A 15,629-nucleotide genomic window follows, 5' to 3' on the forward strand; every position below is an offset into this window, starting at 1 on the left:
CCGTTAACGTCGCCTCGCGGCGTCGGGCCCGCTGCTTTACTTTCCGGATGACCACCGCTCCACCGCGTCCAGCGACCCGGTTCCGCACCTGGTTCTTCGCGGACAGCTCCACGCGTGCGGAGCACCTGGGGCCGCACGCGGACGTGCGGGAGCCCGCCAGGACCCACGCCTGGTGGAAGGTCCTGTGTCTGACCGGTGTCGACTACTTCTCGACGCTGGGCTATCAACCGGGTATCGCGGCGCTTGCCGCCGGGGTGCTGTCGCCGATCGCGACGCTCGTCCTGATCGCGCTCACCCTCCTGGGCGCACTCCCGGTCTACCGGCGCGTGGCCGCCGAGAGCCCGCACGGTCAGGGATCGATCGCCATGCTCGAACGCCTGCTCACCTTCTGGAGCGGCAAGCTCTTCGTCCTGGTGCTGCTGGGGTTCGCCGCCACCGACTTCGTCATCACGATCACCTTGTCGGCGGCCGACGCAGCGGCGCACGTCGTGGAGAACCCGCACGTCGAGAGCTTCATGGCGGGCGGGGAACTGTGGATCACGCTCGGCCTGGTCGCCGCGCTCGGTGCCGTGTTCCTGCGCGGGTTCACCGAGGCGATCGGCGTCGCGGTCGTGATCGTCGCGACCTACCTGGCCCTGAACGTCGTGGTCGTCGCGGTGTCGTTCGCGCACGTCTTCACCGAGCCACAGGTGGTCACCGACTGGGTCACGGCCCTGACGGCGCAACACGGCAACCCCGTCATGATCGTCGCGCTCGCGCTGCTCGTGTTCCCCAAGCTGGCCCTGGGCATGTCCGGGTTCGAGACGGGCGTTGCCGTGATGACGCACGTCAAGGGCAGCCCGCAGGACACCGAGGAGCGGCCCACGGGCCGGATCCGCAACACGAAGAAGCTCCTCACTGCCGCGGCGATCACGATGAGCTGCTTCCTGCTCACCAGCAGCCTGGTCACCACCTGGCTCATTCCCGCCGAGGAGTTCACCGACGGCGGTGCGGCGTCCGGGCGTGCCCTGGCGTACCTCGCGCACCAGTACCTGGGGGATGGTTTCGGCACGGTCTACGACCTGTCGACCATCGCGATCCTGTGGTTCGCCGGGGCCTCGGCGATGGCAGGACTGCTCAACATCATCCCGCGCTACCTGCCGCGGTACGGCATGGCGCCCGAGTGGGCCGCGGCGGTGCGCCCGCTGGTCGTGGTCATCATCGCGATCGCGTTCTTCATCACCTGGATCTTCGACGCCGATGTCAACGCCCAGGGCGGGGCGTACGCCACCGGCGTGCTGGTGCTGTTCACCTCGGCGTGCGTGGCCGTGACCCTCGCGGCCCGTCGTGCGGGCCAGCGCCGCCGCACGTGGGGCTTCGCCGTCATCACACTCGTCTTCCTGTACACGACGGTCGCCAACGTGTTCGAGCGGCCCGACGGCGTGAAGATCGGCGCCTGCTTCATCCTGGGCATCGTGGCCGTCTCCCTGGCCTCGCGCGTGAGGCGCGCCCTCGAGCTGCGCACGACCGACGTGGTGCTGGACCACCGCGCCGAGTCGTTCCTGCGGGACCGGTCCCGCCGTGAGGTGCGCATCATCGCCAACGAGCCGGAGGGCCGCGACAGCGCCGAGTACGTGGCGAAGATCGAGCAGATTGCCGAGGACAACGACCTCACCGGCGGGGACGACGTGATCTTCGTCGAGGTCACAGTGACCGACCCGTCCGACTTCGAGTCCGTGGTCGAGGGACGCGGCGAGGTCCGTGAGGGCCGGTTCCATGTCATCACGCTGCGTTCTCCGTCGGTCCCCAACGCCATTGCTGCGCTGCTCCTGACCGTGCAGGAACGGACTGGTGCCCGTCCGCACGTGTACTTCGAGTGGACCGAGGGCAGTCCCGTCTCGAACCTCCTGCGCTTCCTGCTGTTCGGCTCCGGCGAGGTCGCACCCGTGACCCGTGAGATCTTGCGCCGTGCTCAGCCCGACCGGGCGCTACGGCCCCACGTGCACGTGGGCTGACCGGAGAGGGCCGCCGGTGAACGGATCCCTGGAGTGCTGCGACCTCGGGAAGCGCTACGAGGCCGTGCCGAACGGCCGTCCGTGCAAGACGGTCGTCCACGCGCCGGCCTGGTCGCCTCGGGGTCATCGGTATGACGGCGAACCGACCGGACGATGCATGGCCGGTCTGGCGGGCCTTTTGCGCGCCTCGAATGTTAGTGACTAACATTTGAGTGTGGCTACCCCCCGCACGCTCCGTACCAGGGCCCGCATCCTCGACGCGGCGCTCGACCTGTTCGAGCGTCAGGGTTACGACGCCACGACGGTGAACCAGATTGCCGACGCCGCGGGCGTCACGTCCATGACGTTCTTCCGGCACTTCCCGACCAAGGATGCCGTGCTGGTCACCGACCCGTATGACCCTCTCATCGCTGAAGCGGTGGCGGCCCAGCCCGCGGACCTGCCGGCCCTGGAGCGCACCCGTCTCGGCCTGCTCGCCGCGCTCGGCGACATCACGCCGACCGAGGATGCGACGGCAAGGCGCCGGGTGGCTCTCGTCGCCCAGTCCCCGTCGCTGCGCGCAGCGACGGCCGTCGGCACGGACGCGACAGGTGAAGCGATCGTGCAACGCCTGGTGGGTGACGGTGTCGACCCTCTCGACGCCGCCGTCGCCGCCTCCGCCTGCCTCGCTGCCATCACGGCGGCCCTGTTGACCTGGGGCTCGGCGCACGACGACGTCACGCTCGCCGACCTCGTCCGGCGCGCCCTGGCGCAGCTCGCCCCCGCAGGAGCGACCCCGTGACCGTGCCCGCCCTGCTGCTCGACGACGTCTCGCACGCCTTCGGCGAGCGGGTCGCCCTCGATCACTTCACCCTCGCCGTCCAGTCGGGCCGGGTCACCGCCCTGATCGGCTTGAACGGAGCCGGCAAGACGACGGCGCTGCGCGCGCTCGCCGGGCGCCTGCGCCCCACACAGGGTGCGGTCCGCGTCCTCGGACACGAACCTGCTGGCCTGCCCACCCAGGTGGCGATGCGGTTCGGTCAGCTCGTCGACACACCACTGGTCTACCCGGAGCTGACCGTCGTCGAAAATCTCCGCTGCGCCGCCCTGCTGCATGGGCTGACAGGACGAACGGCCGCGCGGGAAGCGAGTGCCTCCGTGGATCGCCTGGGTCTCGACCCGTGGCGGGGCGTCCGGGCTCGTGCGCTGTCCATGGGCAACCGGCAGCGTCTCGGGATCGCCTGCGCGACTCTCCACCGACCAGTGGCGCTCGTGCTCGACGAGCCGACCAGTGCCCTCGACCCGCAGGGCGTGATCCTGGTCCGTGAGCTGGTGCGTGACCTGGCCGGCGGCGGCGCGGCGGTGCTCGTCTCCAGTCATCACCTCGACGAGGTCGCCCGCATCGCCGAGGAGATCGTGGTGCTGCACGGCGGGCGCGACGTCGGGCGGCTGGAGCCGGGCGGGACGGACCTTGAGCAGCGGTTCTTCGCGGTGGTGCTGGACGCCGACACCCGGGCGGCGAACAACCTGGCAGGGGATGCTCGTGCGACCGGGACGAGGAGGAGAACATGACCGCAGGCGCCGCGCTCCGAGCCGCGCTGGCCGTCGAGTCACTGAAGCTGCGCCGCTCCGTCGTCGCACGGCTGGCGACGGCGCTGGTCGTGGTACTTGTGCCGTTGGGCAGCGTGGGCATGGTGGCGCTGGCGCGGTCGCCCCGGGCCGTCGGGCCTGCGGCGGCCAAGCTCGCGGACTATGCGACGGGCGACCTGACCGCCACCCACCTGCTGGTCTGTGCCCAGGTCCTCTCCGTCGCCGCGCTGGCCGCTTGCGGGTTCTACGTCGCGTGGTCGTTCGGCCGCGAGCTGGAGAGCGGAACCGCCGGGGCGCTGTTCGGCCTGGCCGTGCCGCGCGGCATGATCGCCCTGGCCAAGTCCCTGGTCGCCCTGGCCTGGATCGCGAGCTGCGTCCTGCTTGCCGTGGCCGTGACCGTCGCCGCCTCGGCCGCGGTCGCCGCTGCCTCGGGAGGGTCGTTCGGGGCCTGGAGCGGGATGTGGACCGCCTTGGCAGCCGGGCTCCTCGGCGGTGGGCTGGCGCTGCCGTTCGCCTGGGTCGCGACCGTGACCCGCAGCCAGCTCGGCACTGTCGGAGCACTCGTCGGCGTCGTCGCACTGACCCAGATCGTGGTGCTGCTCGGGGGTGGCACCTGGTTCCCCTACGCGTCGCCGTCGTTGTGGGCGGGCATGGGCGGGGCCGACGCCGCTGCCGCGGTCGGCCCGCCGCAGCTGCTCCTCGCCGCTGCAGTCGGCCCGCTCGCGATCGCCGCCGTTGTGCAGTCCTGGCGACGGCTCACCAACGTCTGAGGCGGTGCCTGCTCACACCCGGTGTTCCGGGCGAGCGGTCAGCCCCGTCGCCACGATGTCGACGAGCAGGTCCAGTGACGCGCGGTAGACGCGGGTGTCCCCGGCCGCGATGTGCGCGGCGCCGAACGGAACGACCAGCACCGACTGCAACACACCGATGACGGCTTCGGGGCTGTCTCCGACCAGCTCTCCGCGCCGATGCCGTTCGGCCACGTAGGCCGTGAGTGCTGTCGCGGGGTTCTGATCGCTCAGCGACTCCGTTCGTCGCGGGTCCAGGCGTGTCGCCACCGCGGCCATCTCGTCCGGGTGGGTCACCAGCCGCCGCCACAACGGGTTGGTCTCCAGCACCTTCAGCGTCACGTGCAGGAAGCGGCGCAGCCCCTCGCGGGTGTCGTCGGTCGACAACAATGCCTGATCGATGACCCGGGTCCTGACCTCACCGGCCTCGTCCAGCATGAGCTGGAGGTAGAGCGCTTCCTTCGAGTCGAAGAACTGATAGAAGCTGCTCTTCGCGACCCCGGCCGGAGCGACGAGCTCCTCCAGCGCCGTCTTGCGCAGCCCCTGCCTGACGAACAGGTCGCGGCCCGTGTCCAGCAGCGACTGCCTGATCCGGTCGCGCTCCCGCGTGGTGAATCCCCGTGGCACTGTTGCTCCTCTCTCCCTGCGACTATGAAAACACAATCGGCGATTTGTTTTGACGGGCCACGCTCGCAGGTCTACTGTCTCTACTGGTGTGCCGGGAAGCCTGGTCGGCGTTCATGTCGTCGACCCCGAAAGGCCTCCCGATGAAGGCACTGATCATGACCCTCGGCACCCGCGGAGACGTGCAGCCGTTCGTCGCGCTCGCACAGGCACTGGACGCCGCCGGCCACGAAGCGGTGCTCTGCGCGCCGCACCGCTTCGCCGACCTCGTCACCGGCAACGGCGTGACGTTCGCCGGGGTCGACGACGGCCCGATGAGACAGCTCGACTCGCCCGCGGAGGCCGGCCTGGCATTCGGGGGCGGGCTTCGCGCGCGCGTGCGACAGATCCGCGAGATGCCGTCGATGTTCGACCAGGTCCTGTCCGACTCATGGCACGTCGCGTCCGGCGGCGCCGGATCAGGCGCGGACGTCGTGATCCACAACGGGCAGATCTTGTCAGGCCAGCACGTCGCCGAGGCGCTCGGGATCCCGGCGGTCCTGGGGCTGCCCCTGCCCATGTACGTCCCCACCCGTGAGTACCCGTGGCCGGGCCAGTCGCTGTCCTTCGGGCTGCCCGGCTGGCTGAACCGAGCCACGTTCGCCGGGATGCGGCTGCCCGCGTCGATGTTCGGCCGGGTGATCGACCGGTGGCGCCGCGACACGCTGGGGCTGTCGCCCAGGCCGGGCCGGCATGACCCCACGGTGCGGCCCGACGGCCGCCCGGCACCGGTCCTGCACGCCTACAGTCCCGCGGTCCTGCCTCGGCCCGAGGACTGGCCCGGAACGGCCGAGGTGACCGGATACTGGTTCCTCTCGTCAGCGTCCCGACTTCCGGCCGACGTCGAGCAGTTCCTTGCCGCCGGCCCGGCTCCACTGTTCGCCGGGTTCGGCTCCATGTCGGGACTGGACCCACAGGCACTCACCCGCGCCGTCGTCCAGGCCGCCGCACTGACCGGCCACCGGCTCGTCATGGCCACGGGCTGGGGCGGGCTCGACGCCGGGACTGCGAAGGCCGCGGCGGTCGAGCACGGTATGGAGCTGCTGGTCGTGGCCGACGTCGACTACCAGGCGCTGTTCCCGCGTATGGCGGCGATCGTCCACCACGGTGGCGCGGGCACGGTCGGCACGGCGTTCGCCGCGGGGCGACCGCAGGTCGTGTGCCCGTTCGTCGCCGACCAGCCCTTCTGGGGACGTGTGGCCCACGCCCGTGGGGTCGCGCCGATGCCGCTGACGCAGCGCAGGCTCAGCGGCTCTGCACTGGCCGCCCGGATCGCCCAGGCAGACGCGCCGGCGTCGGTTGCGGCGGCCACGTCGCTCAGCGATCGCATCGCGGGGGAGCGAGGTCTGGACCGGGCGGTCGCCCTCACCGAACAGGTCGTCCTGGCTGGCCAATGACCGTCGAGCGGCTTGCGGCCGGCTAGTTGTGGTATCCGAGGTCCGCGCTCCAGTGGTGCGCACCGGGGAGCAGGTCCGAGTCGACTGACGGGCTCCGTCGGATCGTGGGGGGAGAACGTGAGTTCTGCGAACTCGCGGCCGGGGACAGATCGTCTTCACCCGAGACCTCGCCAAGGGACGCCGCGCGGCACACGGTCAGGGGCGAGCCGGCGGGACCACGGCCACGGGGCAGGCTGATGCAGGTGCACCGGGCGGTATTCGATCTGGGCGACGTCGTCCGACGTGGCACCGAGACCGAAGGGCGGGTCAGTCGACGGGGTACACGATGCGAGTCCGCCACCGACCTGGGTCTGCCTCGGCTTCAGGCCCGAGGACATACTCCTCCCACATCAACGATGGCTGGGTCATGCCGTTCTGCGAGAACCAGGCCGTCAGTTCCTCGTACGCAGCGGGCAGGGTCTCGTAGGGGCCCTCGTGGACGGCCTCCACGGTCGCCCCGCCGGGGAGCATGGCGGCGACCACGTCGTCCGACGGCGCGGCCCCTGCGGGGACCGGGTATCCGGCCGTCACGTCGAATCGTTCCTCGGACATGCCCTCGTAGAAGGCGACGGGCGGCCCGGCCGGCTCCACACCACGCTCCCTGAGCGCCTCGGCCGCCACGGTCATCGCCCGTGGAAAGAATTCCCCGAGTTCGTCCAGCCGTACCTTCTGGTGCAGACCGACAATCTCCTGCGCTGCGCGTTCGCCTCGAACGATCTCCATCTCGTCCGCCTCCTCCAGCGTGCCGAACCGTCCCTCGTCCCCAGCATCGGACCCCGGGTTCGATGGGCGCACCCGGGGGCCCCGGTCCATCAGAGAGTTCACCCATGGCGGGTCCCGGACGGCGCGCGGTGGCAGTATCCGTCGCGAGCGGGCCAAGCCGGGTCTGATGGACCGGTGACGCTCGTGGCCAGCGGGTGGAGCCCGGGCGCCCCCGTCGGCCCGGGCGCGACCCTGCACCATGCCGCGCTCGTGACGGTGCCGGTCCTCCAGCGCGTGTTCGGCACGGCAGTGCCGCCCGCACAGAGCCTCGCGCTCCTGGTGCCTCGTCAGCCCTCGATGGTGTGCCGCTCCTCGGAGCCCTGGCCGATCGCCGTCGTGGAGGCGGAGTGCGCCACCTCGATCTTGCGCGGCTTGGCCTCCTCGGTGACCGGGATGGTCAGCGAGAGGACGCCGTCGGCGTACGACGCGGAGAGCTGGTCCAGCGAGAGCCCGCGCCCGACCGTGAGCTGCCGGGCGAACGTGCCCGTGGGCCGCTCCCGCACGAGCCACTGCGTGTCGTCGCCCGAGCGTTGGGTGCGTTCGGCCCGGATGGTCAGTGTCCGGTCCTCGACGGAGACGTCGATCGTCCCCGGGTCGACGCCGGGCAGGTCCATGGCCAGGACGTAGTGGTCGCCCGCGCGGAACAGGTCCATGGGCAGGCCCCCGGCCTGTCGTGCGTTGCCGGCGTACGAGCCGAACAGCCGGTCCATCTCCTGGAACGGGTCCCCATAGGTAGCCATCGCGCATCACCTCCTGTGCTGATGCGGCCCCGGCCGGTCCGAGGCCTCGGCGCTCGACGGCGGCCCTCGCCGCCGCCCGGCTACACCTCCAGTGATAACACCCGCGCGCTGCGGAAGCTCGCCGACCGGCTCCTGCGGCCCACGTCCGACGGCATGGCCCAGTTTGGCCACCGGCCGGTGCGGCTGCATCCCTGACCTGGTGGTTCAACGCGCGATGTACCCGCCGTCGACGTAGAGCTCGGCGCCGGTGACGAACGACGCGTCGTCGCTCGCCAGGTACGCCACCGCGGCAGCGATCTCCTCCGGCCTGCCCAGCCTGCCCATCGGGGTCATGTCGATCATCGCCGTCTCGAACTCGGTACCACGGGCGGCATCCAGGATGGGCGTGTCGACGAATCCCGGGTGGATCGAGTTGACCCGTACGCCGGCCCGAGCCCAGGCCAGCGCCACGTTCTTCGTGAGCGTGCGCACGGCGCCCTTGGCGGCGTGGTAGGCCGGTGACGTGCCCATGCCCCCGCTGGTACCGAAGATCGAGCTGATGTTGATCACCGCACCGTGACCGGACCGCTTGAGAGCGTCCGCCGCGGCCCTGGTGCCCAGGAAGACACCGGTCTGGTCCACTGCCACCGTGCGTTCGTACTGCTCCAGGGTGGTGTCCTCGATGGTGCCCAGATCGCCGATACCGGCGTTGTTCACCAGCACGTCCAGTCCGCCGAACTCCGAGACGGCGCGCTCCACCGCTGCGTCCCAGGCGTCCTCGTCGGCGACGTCGTGATGCAGGAACTCGGCGCGGCCACCCTTCTCGACGATCTCGTCGGCCACCTTCTGCCCTGCGGCGTCCTGGACGTCGGTGACCAGCACCGCGGCCCCTTCCTCGGCGAGGCGCAGGGCGCTTGCCCGGCCGATGCCGCTCGCCGCGCCGGTCACCAGCGCCGTCCTGCCCTGTAGCCGTCCCATGATCGTGCCCTCACTGGTCGAGTCAGTCCTGGTGGTGCGCAACGATGACGGGGTTGTGCGACCGGCGGAGCACGGCGTCCGCGACGGAGTACCGCAGGCGCCCGACCGTCTGCGAGTGCGGGCGGCCGCCGAGCACCACCAGGTCGTCCGGCCCGAGTTCGTCCAGGAGGACGTCCACCGGATTCCCGCCGCCGAAGACGACGGTGTCGGACACCGAGGGGTACTTCTCGGCCCATCGGTCGACCTGTCGCCGCACGCCGTCCCGCTCCGCCTCCTGGTGCCCCGTGTCGGGGCCGCCGAAGTCGAGGCCCCCCGTGAAGTCGGGCTCCCGCACGTGCACCGCCACCAGCGGGCAGGCCCGCTGGTGGGCTTCCGCGAACCCCAGGTCGAGCTGCGGGCCGGCGTCGTCGTTGCTCACGGCGACCACTACCCGGCTCGGCTCGCCTCTCGCCGCACCTGCCGGGACCACGGCCACGGGTCCGGGCGCCGCCGCGGCGAGCGCGCCCGACACGGAGCCGAGCACCGCCCGGTCCAGCGCGCCGAGGCCTCGCCGTCCGACCACTACCAGGTCGGCGGCCGCGGACCGCTGCGCGAGCACCCGGGCCGGGTCGCCGTGCACGACCTGCTCCTCGACCCCGTGCCCGCCGGGGTGTGCGCCGTCAAGACGGGCGGCGGCGTGCTCGACGGCGTCGTGCGCGTCCGCCCGCAGGTCCGCGACGGAGACCCCCATGGTCCCGGCCATGTTCGACGGCGGCGTGACGTACGCGCTCAGCACGGTCAGCGCTGCCCCGTGCCGGTCCGCCGTCAGTGCCGCCCAGTCGACGGCGGCCATGCTTTCCGGCGACCCGTCGACTCCGACGACGATGCCGCGCTGCCACGTGCTGCCCATGATCCGCTCCTCGGTCCGGCACCCGCCCGGGGTGCTGCCTCCAGCCGACCATCTCGCGTGCACCCCGGGGCAGGGCCGACGGTCACGTGTTCACGGGACCTTCGGCCGGGTGAGTACGGCGGGCGCGGTCACGCCGAGGACGTCACCAGGACCCCCGTCCCGTGCACGCGGTCGGCCACGAGGTCGCGCAGCGCGACGTCGGCGCGATCCAGGCGGCGGGCGTGCGTGGTGGCTTCGGCACGATCGTCGGCGTCGACCGGTACGGTCCGCTCCGCGAGGCGATGCTCGATGCCGGGGCGCACCTGGTGGTCGGCGACCCGGCGGACATCACGTGGCCGGCCCGGCCGGGCGGGAACGGCGTAGGGGCGAAGGTCCTCGGGACGCGTGACCCTAGGCCCTCCCGGCCGGGTCACCGGCAACGGCAGCCTGGCAAGGAGAAGGCGGTCCGCGCGCCGAGAGGATGTTCGTCATGAGCACGACCCGGGATCTCGATCCAGTCGTCGTCGCTGTGGACGGGACTGAGCGAAGCGCAGGCGCCGTCCGGTACGCGATCCACGAAGCCCGGCTCCGGGGCACCGGGGTCCGCATGGTGCACGTCGCACCCGACCCGCTCCCGGAGGGCGGTCTGTGGCCTTCCGCCGGCCGTGATGTCGAGGATCTCCGGAGCTCGGGCGAGCTGATCCTGGACCGGGCGGTGTCGCAGGCGCGGGCCTCGGCACCCGACGTCGCCGTCGAGTCGCTGCTCGGCCGGGGCCCCCGCGCGACCGAGCTGGTCGCGGCGGCCGCAACCGGTGGTCTGCTCGTGGTGGGCCGTGAGACGCGACGTGGGCTGGAGCGGGTCGTCGCCGGCGCTCTGACGGCGGCGGTGGTTGCTCGTGTTGCGGTCCCGGTGGTGGTCGTCCCGGCGGATTGGCAGGGAACCGGCCGGAACGGCGTCGTGGCGGGGGTCAAGTCCTACCCGGACGACGGCGAGCTGCTGGCCAGGGCGTTCGCCGCGGCGACCCTCCGGCACACCGCGCTGCACCTGGTCCAGGTGGCCGACATCAGCGACCTCGCACCCGATGCCGTCACGGACGCCGACCTCGACGCGCTGGTCGACGCCGGCGGCCGGATGCTGCGCCAGGCCGTGCGCGACTGGTCCACCGCCTTCCCGGAGACCCAGGTGGAGAGCGTGGTGCTCCCGGGACGACCGGCCGAGGTCCTGGTCGAGGTAGCTGCCGGCGCGCACCTCCTGCTGCTCGCTCGCCCCCACCGCGACCTGCGCCACCCGGTCCGCCTGGGACGGACACCGCGGGACGTCCTGGCGAGCTCCGACACCCCGGTCGGGGTCGTCCCGCTGCGCGGGGACCCGACCATCGCACCCCTCGTGCTCGAGAGCTCGGGCGAGTTCCTCAAGAACTGACGACCTGAGCGGGACTGGCGGGATGCGGCCGTTGCGGGCGTTGCTGCGCTATTCGGCGTTCACGGCGACAGCCGTCGTGCTCGTGCTCGTGCTCCGGGCGGGGGACCAGCCCGCCGCGGCGCGGTGGGTCGCGACCGCCTGGGTGGGCGGGTTCGTCGTGTGGACGCTCGTCGGGATGGTGCGCGACGTCCTGCGCGGCCACGTCGGTCTCGACGTCCTGGCGGTGGTGGCGATGGTCGCGACGCTGGCGGTGCACGAGTATGTCGCCTCCGTTCCGACAGCGGAAACTACGAGTTTCCCTTCGCGCAGTTCTCCAGCGGTTTCGGCGAGCCCCAACCTCGCGCGACGGGAGAGGTGATGGCGTCGGTCGTGGTCTCGCCCGGCGGTCAAGATGTCTACAACCCGCAGGACAAGACCTGGGCGTTCGCCTGGGTTATGTCGGCGATGGCACCGTTCATCACCTGGATGTTCATCGCGGCGGTCCACCGGGTTCGTGCCGACATGCGGCGCGGACCACCGACGCCCTGGGCACGTCGGCCACCCGGCGGGCCGGGTCCCACGTGGCGCTGTGCCCGCCGGCCGCGGGGCCCTGGACCACGAGCCCGTCCACACCGCCGTCGCGCGCGGCCGTGGCCTCGTCGGCGGTGGTCACCGAGGCGAGCACGACCGTTCCAGTCCGGCGCAGGGCGCCGAGGTCCGCGGCGCTGGGCAGGCCGAAGGTGAACGACACGACCGGTACGGGGTCGGCGAGCAGCAGGGCGAGCTTGTCCGGCCACCGGTCGTCGTCGTCCACGGGATCGGCGGAGAGCTCGACGCCCAGGGCGGCTGCCTCCGGCGCGAGCCGGCGGGCGTAGGCGGCGAACGCGTCGCGGTCCAGGTGCTCCGTCCCGGGGACGAAGAGGTTGACCCCGAACGGGCGGCCCCACGCGCGTGCGGCGGCGACGTCGGCGGCGATGCGCTCGGGAGCGAGGTACCCGCCCGGCAGGAAGGCGAAGGCGCCGGCCTCGGTGGCCGCGGCGGCGAGCGCGGCCGTCGTCGCGCCGCCGGCCATCGGGGCGGCCACGATCGGCAGGTCGCTGCCCAGCAGGTTCGGGGTCGTCACAGTCGTGCTCCGTTCGACGGGTCCGCCAGGCACCCTACTCGCCGGGACCCCGCGCACCGCGCCGCCGTCGAACGGGGCGTAGGCCCGCTCCCGGCGGCCTCACTCCCCGGTGTCCGAGGGCTCCCCGTTGCCGGACGGCTCCTCGGTGGGCGTGGGCTCCCCGGACCCCGCCAGGTCGTCGAGGAACTTCAGGACAACCTCCCGCTCCTCCGGCTTGAGCCGGGCGACGGCCTCGAACCGGTGGGCGTGGCTGCGGCCGACGCTGCGCAGGGCGATCCGCCGGGTCTCCTCGGAGACCTCGACCGCGAGGCTGCGGCGGTCGGACGGGTGGGGGAGCCGGCGCACGTGGCCGGCGTCGGCCAGCCGGTCGAGCATCTTGGTGGTGGACGCCGACGTGATGCCCAGGTGGGCGGCGATCGCGCCGGGGGTCACGGTCTCGCCGCGGTGCTGGGCCGCGATGACGAACCGCAGCGTGCGCATGTCGGTCTCGCCGAGCTTCATGTAGCGGCGCGACGCCTCGCTCGTCCGGCGCTCGGCCTCGCGCCAGTCGCGCAGTCCCTCCAGCACGCGGACCACCTGGTCGACGTCGCGGTCGTCGAGGCCGGCACGCCGCACGATCTCCTCCTGCGGGTCCAGCACCCGGGGATCCAGCATGGACGGAGCGGGTGGCTGGGTCGGCTCGGGTTCAGGAACCACGGAGGATCCCCTTCCTGGGTATTACTCGCCACTCGTGAAGGTAGCCTGGCTAGCGAAAAACTACCACGCCCGGCGCCCGGACGTGCCTATGGTCGTGCTCTGGGGGCAGCAGCAGGCAGGTACGTCGCGAGGGGGCGGGGAGTGCCATGCGGGTACGGGACGCGGGGGAGCGCCGAGCGGGCGTCGCGCGAAGGCTCTTGACGGCGGCGGCCGCGGCCTCCGTGGTCGTCCTGGTGGCGGGCTGCGGCATGTTCGGCCGCGGGCAGGACGGCGGGCACGACGGCGGGCCGCCGCACGGCGGGATGGGCTCCCGGTCCGCCCCGGCGGGCGCGGGACTGCCGCAGTCGGACGAGCCGGCCGACCTGGACCCGGCGGACCTCAGCACCGAGATCGACAACGAGTACTGGCCCATGGAGCCCGGCACGCAGTGGGTCTACCGCGAGACCGACGAGGAGGGCCAGGAGCTGCGCGTCGTGGTGACCGTCACCAGCGAGACCAAGGAGGTCGCGGACGGGTCCACGGCCCGCGTCGTCCGGGACACCGTGACGCGGCGCGGCGAGGTGGTCGAGGACACCTTCGACTGGTACGCGCAGGACCCCGACGGCACGATCTGGTACCTCGGCGAGGACACCGCCGAGTTCGAGGGCGGGAAGGTCACCACCACGGAGGGCTCCTTCGAGGCGGGACTCGACGGCGCCCTCGCGGGCGTGATCATGCCCGGCGACCCCGCCGTCGGGATGGCGTACCGGCAGGAGTTCTACCGGGGCGAGGCGGAGGACAACGGCGCGGTGCTCAGCTTGGACGAGCAGGCCGAGGTCCCGGCGGGGCACTACGACCACGCGCTGCTGACCAAGGACACGATCACGATCGAGCCCGACGTGCTGGAGTACAAGCTCTACGCCCCCGGCGTCGGGCCGGTCCTGACGCTCGGTGTCTCGGGCGGGGGCGGCCGCGAGGAGCTCGTCGAGGTCGGCACGGTGCCGGCGGAGGTCGCGCGGGCGGCGGGTACCACCCCGCTCGGCGAGCGGTACGAGTGAGGCCGGGCGGCCCGCCTCGCGGGCGTGCGCGTGCCGGTCAGATCCAGCCGCGCTCCTCCGCCAGCAGCACCGCCTGCTGGCGCGTGTCCACGGCGAGCTTGCCCAGCACGGCGGAGACGTGGTTGCGGACCGTGCCCGGGGCGAGCGACAGGGTGCGCGCGATCTGCCGCGTCGTCTCACCGTGCCGCCCGGCGCGCAGCACGTCGAGCTCCCGGTCCGTCAGGGGCGACCGCTCGTCGCGCAGCGCGTCGGCCGCGACCTCCGGGTCCACGTAGCGGCCGCCCGCCGCCACGCGGCGGATGACGGCCGCTACCTCGTCGGCGGGGCGCGACTTGGGCAGGAAGCCGACGGCGCCCGAGGCCAGCGCCCGCCGCAGGACGCCGGGCCGGGCGTGCCGGGTGACGATCACGCAGCGCGTGGGCAGCGTGCGGTTCAGACGCTGGGCCACCTCCACGCCGTCCAGGTGCGGCATCTCGAGGTCCAGGAGGCAGACGTCGGGCCGCAGCCGCTCGGCCTCGGCGACCGCCTCGGCGCCGTCGGCGCACTCGGCGACGACCTCGATGTCCTCCTCCAGCCGCAGCAGCGCGGCCAGGGCGGACCGGATCATCCCCTCGTCGTCGGCGAGCAGCACACGGATCATCGGGCCAGGTTACGGGCACGGCGTCATCCGGCGTCCACGTCCGCCAGGAATCCGAGCATCGCTGCCGCGAGCTCCGCGGGCGCCTCCAGGGCGGCGTGGTGGCCCACGCCGTCGAGCTGCGCCGTCGTGATCGGCCTCGTGGCCACCTGCGCCAGGGTGTCCGCGGTGAACGATCCACCGCCCGCGCCGACCGCCAGCACCGGCACCCGGACCGGGTGCTCCGCCGCGAGCGCCTGGAGCTCTGCACCCTCGGTGAGCATCGAACGGTAGAGCCCGGCCGCGCCACGCCAGGCGCCGGGGCGGGCGTAGGTGCGTGCGAACTCCGCCAGGTCCTCGTCCGTCGCCGAGCCCGGTGTCACCGTCATGGTGTGGAACATCGCCGACAGGAAGGCTCGCTCGCGCCCGGCGAGCAACAGCTCCGGCACACCGTGGGCCGCGAGGGCGCCGATGTGCCAGGAGCCGCCGTGCGTGACGTCCGCGAGTGCCTCGAGCCCGAAGCCGGCCAGGCCCATCTCGACGGCGGTGAGGCTCAGCACGTCCTCCGGGTGGGTCGCGACCAGCCGCAACACCGTTCCACCCGCGATGTCCTGCGCCGCGAGGTGGACCGGGCCGAGGCCCAGGTGGGCGATCAGCCGGTGCAGGTCCTCGGCGGCGGTAGCGCTGTCGTGGTCGTCGCCGGCCACGGCCGAGTCGCCGAAGCCACACAGGTCCACGGCGACGACGCGGTGGTCGGCCGCGAGGTGCGGGATCAGCCGGTGGAACGTCCACCAGGTCTCGGGGAAGCCGTGGACGAGCAGGATCGCCGACCCCGACGTTCCGGCGGAGACGTAGTGGAGCTCGGTGCCCGCGAGCCCGGCCACGTCGTGGACCACCCCGTCGACGGAACGGCCCGGCACGGTCTCGATCATGATCTCTCCCTTTTAGACAACCAGGTTGTCCAGTCATATTAGACAA

The 15,629-nt window shown here is 72.4% G+C and carries 18 protein-coding genes; 8 read left to right on the forward strand and 10 right to left on the reverse strand.

The annotated features are described in order from the left end of the window. Nucleotides 1-47: 47 nt before the first annotated feature. From ACH45N_RS09170 to ACH45N_RS09185, 4 genes are all read left to right on the forward strand, one after another. Nucleotides 48-1,994 carry an amino acid transporter gene (locus ACH45N_RS09170; RefSeq protein WP_397393090.1) on the forward strand — a complete coding sequence of 649 codons (1,947 nt, stop codon included), beginning with the start codon at nt 48-50 and terminating at the stop codon, nt 1,992-1,994. Between the two features lie 214 nt (nt 1,995-2,208). Then, nucleotides 2,209-2,775: a TetR/AcrR family transcriptional regulator gene (locus ACH45N_RS09175; protein WP_397393091.1), complete on the forward strand. Its 567-nt coding sequence runs from the start codon at nt 2,209-2,211 to the stop codon at nt 2,773-2,775. Beyond that, nucleotides 2,772-3,545 carry an ABC transporter ATP-binding protein gene (locus ACH45N_RS09180; protein WP_397393092.1) on the forward strand — a complete coding sequence of 258 codons (774 nt, stop codon included), beginning with the start codon at nt 2,772-2,774 and terminating at the stop codon, nt 3,543-3,545. Before ACH45N_RS09175 ends, ACH45N_RS09180 begins: the two co-directional genes overlap by 4 nt. Next, entirely contained in the window at nt 3,542-4,333 is a 792-nt protein-coding gene (locus ACH45N_RS09185; RefSeq protein ID WP_397393093.1) for an ABC transporter permease, read from the forward strand. The genes ACH45N_RS09180 and ACH45N_RS09185 overlap by 4 nt, the downstream gene beginning before the upstream one ends. Before the next feature lie 12 nt (nt 4,334-4,345). Here the strand turns inward: ACH45N_RS09185 and ACH45N_RS09190 are convergent, their stop codons facing one another. Further along, on the reverse strand, nt 4,346-4,978 hold the full coding sequence (locus ACH45N_RS09190; protein WP_397393094.1) for a TetR/AcrR family transcriptional regulator: 633 nt from the start codon (nt 4,976-4,978) through the stop codon (nt 4,346-4,348). A 140-nt stretch (nt 4,979-5,118) separates the two neighbouring features. On the opposite strand from ACH45N_RS09190, the gene ACH45N_RS09195 reads away from it, so the two are divergent. After that, nucleotides 5,119-6,411 carry a glycosyltransferase gene (locus tag ACH45N_RS09195; protein WP_397393095.1) on the forward strand — a complete coding sequence of 431 codons (1,293 nt, stop codon included), beginning with the start codon at nt 5,119-5,121 and terminating at the stop codon, nt 6,409-6,411. A gap of 306 nt (nt 6,412-6,717) precedes the next feature. Here the strand turns inward: ACH45N_RS09195 and ACH45N_RS09200 are convergent, their stop codons facing one another. The 5 genes from ACH45N_RS09200 to ACH45N_RS09220 all read right to left on the reverse strand — a co-directional run bounded on the left by ACH45N_RS09200 (nt 6,718) and on the right by ACH45N_RS09220 (nt 10,100). Next, complete coding sequence (locus ACH45N_RS09200; RefSeq protein WP_397393096.1) at nt 6,718-7,173, reverse strand: GyrI-like domain-containing protein; 456 nt, start codon at nt 7,171-7,173, stop codon at nt 6,718-6,720. A 326-nt stretch (nt 7,174-7,499) separates the two neighbouring features. Further along, complete coding sequence (locus ACH45N_RS09205; RefSeq protein WP_397393097.1) at nt 7,500-7,952, reverse strand: Hsp20/alpha crystallin family protein; 453 nt, start codon at nt 7,950-7,952, stop codon at nt 7,500-7,502. Nucleotides 7,953-8,156: 204 nt separating this feature from the next. Next, entirely contained in the window at nt 8,157-8,909 is a 753-nt protein-coding gene (locus ACH45N_RS09210) for an SDR family NAD(P)-dependent oxidoreductase (protein ID WP_397393098.1), read from the reverse strand. A 22-nt stretch (nt 8,910-8,931) separates the two neighbouring features. Then, nucleotides 8,932-9,798: a universal stress protein gene (locus tag ACH45N_RS09215; protein WP_397393099.1), complete on the reverse strand. Its 867-nt coding sequence runs from the start codon at nt 9,796-9,798 to the stop codon at nt 8,932-8,934. A gap of 128 nt (nt 9,799-9,926) precedes the next feature. Then, nucleotides 9,927-10,100: a hypothetical protein gene (locus ACH45N_RS09220; RefSeq protein ID WP_397393100.1), complete on the reverse strand. Its 174-nt coding sequence runs from the start codon at nt 10,098-10,100 to the stop codon at nt 9,927-9,929. 167 nt (nt 10,101-10,267) lie between these two features. Between ACH45N_RS09220 and ACH45N_RS09225 the strand changes: the two genes are divergently transcribed. After that, nucleotides 10,268-11,200, forward strand: a complete 933-nt coding sequence (locus ACH45N_RS09225) for a universal stress protein (RefSeq protein WP_397393101.1) — start codon at nt 10,268-10,270, stop codon at nt 11,198-11,200. Nucleotides 11,201-11,231: 31 nt separating this feature from the next. Then, entirely contained in the window at nt 11,232-11,558 is a 327-nt protein-coding gene (locus tag ACH45N_RS09230; protein ID WP_397393102.1) for a hypothetical protein, read from the forward strand. 111 nt (nt 11,559-11,669) lie between these two features. On the opposite strand, the gene ACH45N_RS09235 is transcribed toward ACH45N_RS09230, so the two are convergent. Together ACH45N_RS09235 and ACH45N_RS09240 are read right to left on the reverse strand one after the other, a co-directional pair. Then, complete coding sequence (locus ACH45N_RS09235; RefSeq protein ID WP_397393103.1) at nt 11,670-12,302, reverse strand: nitronate monooxygenase; 633 nt, start codon at nt 12,300-12,302, stop codon at nt 11,670-11,672. Between the two features lie 99 nt (nt 12,303-12,401). Then, nucleotides 12,402-12,956: a MarR family winged helix-turn-helix transcriptional regulator gene (locus ACH45N_RS09240; protein ID WP_397393104.1), complete on the reverse strand. Its 555-nt coding sequence runs from the start codon at nt 12,954-12,956 to the stop codon at nt 12,402-12,404. Nucleotides 12,957-13,144: 188 nt separating this feature from the next. On the opposite strand from ACH45N_RS09240, the gene ACH45N_RS09245 reads away from it, so the two are divergent. Then, nucleotides 13,145-14,035, forward strand: coding sequence for a hypothetical protein (locus ACH45N_RS09245; protein ID WP_397393105.1), 891 nt, complete (start codon nt 13,145-13,147; stop codon nt 14,033-14,035). Nucleotides 14,036-14,072: 37 nt separating this feature from the next. Here the strand turns inward: ACH45N_RS09245 and ACH45N_RS09250 are convergent, their stop codons facing one another. Together ACH45N_RS09250 and ACH45N_RS09255 are read right to left on the reverse strand one after the other, a co-directional pair. Beyond that, complete coding sequence (locus tag ACH45N_RS09250) at nt 14,073-14,675, reverse strand: response regulator (RefSeq protein ID WP_397393106.1); 603 nt, start codon at nt 14,673-14,675, stop codon at nt 14,073-14,075. 23 nt (nt 14,676-14,698) lie between these two features. Then, on the reverse strand, nt 14,699-15,583 hold the full coding sequence (locus ACH45N_RS09255; RefSeq protein ID WP_397393107.1) for an alpha/beta fold hydrolase: 885 nt from the start codon (nt 15,581-15,583) through the stop codon (nt 14,699-14,701). Nucleotides 15,584-15,629 lie beyond the last annotated feature (46 nt).

Origin of the sequence: Promicromonospora sp. NPDC019610 (assembly GCF_044389365.1) — a bacterium.
Lineage (GTDB): Bacteria > Actinomycetota > Actinomycetes > Actinomycetales > Cellulomonadaceae > Promicromonospora.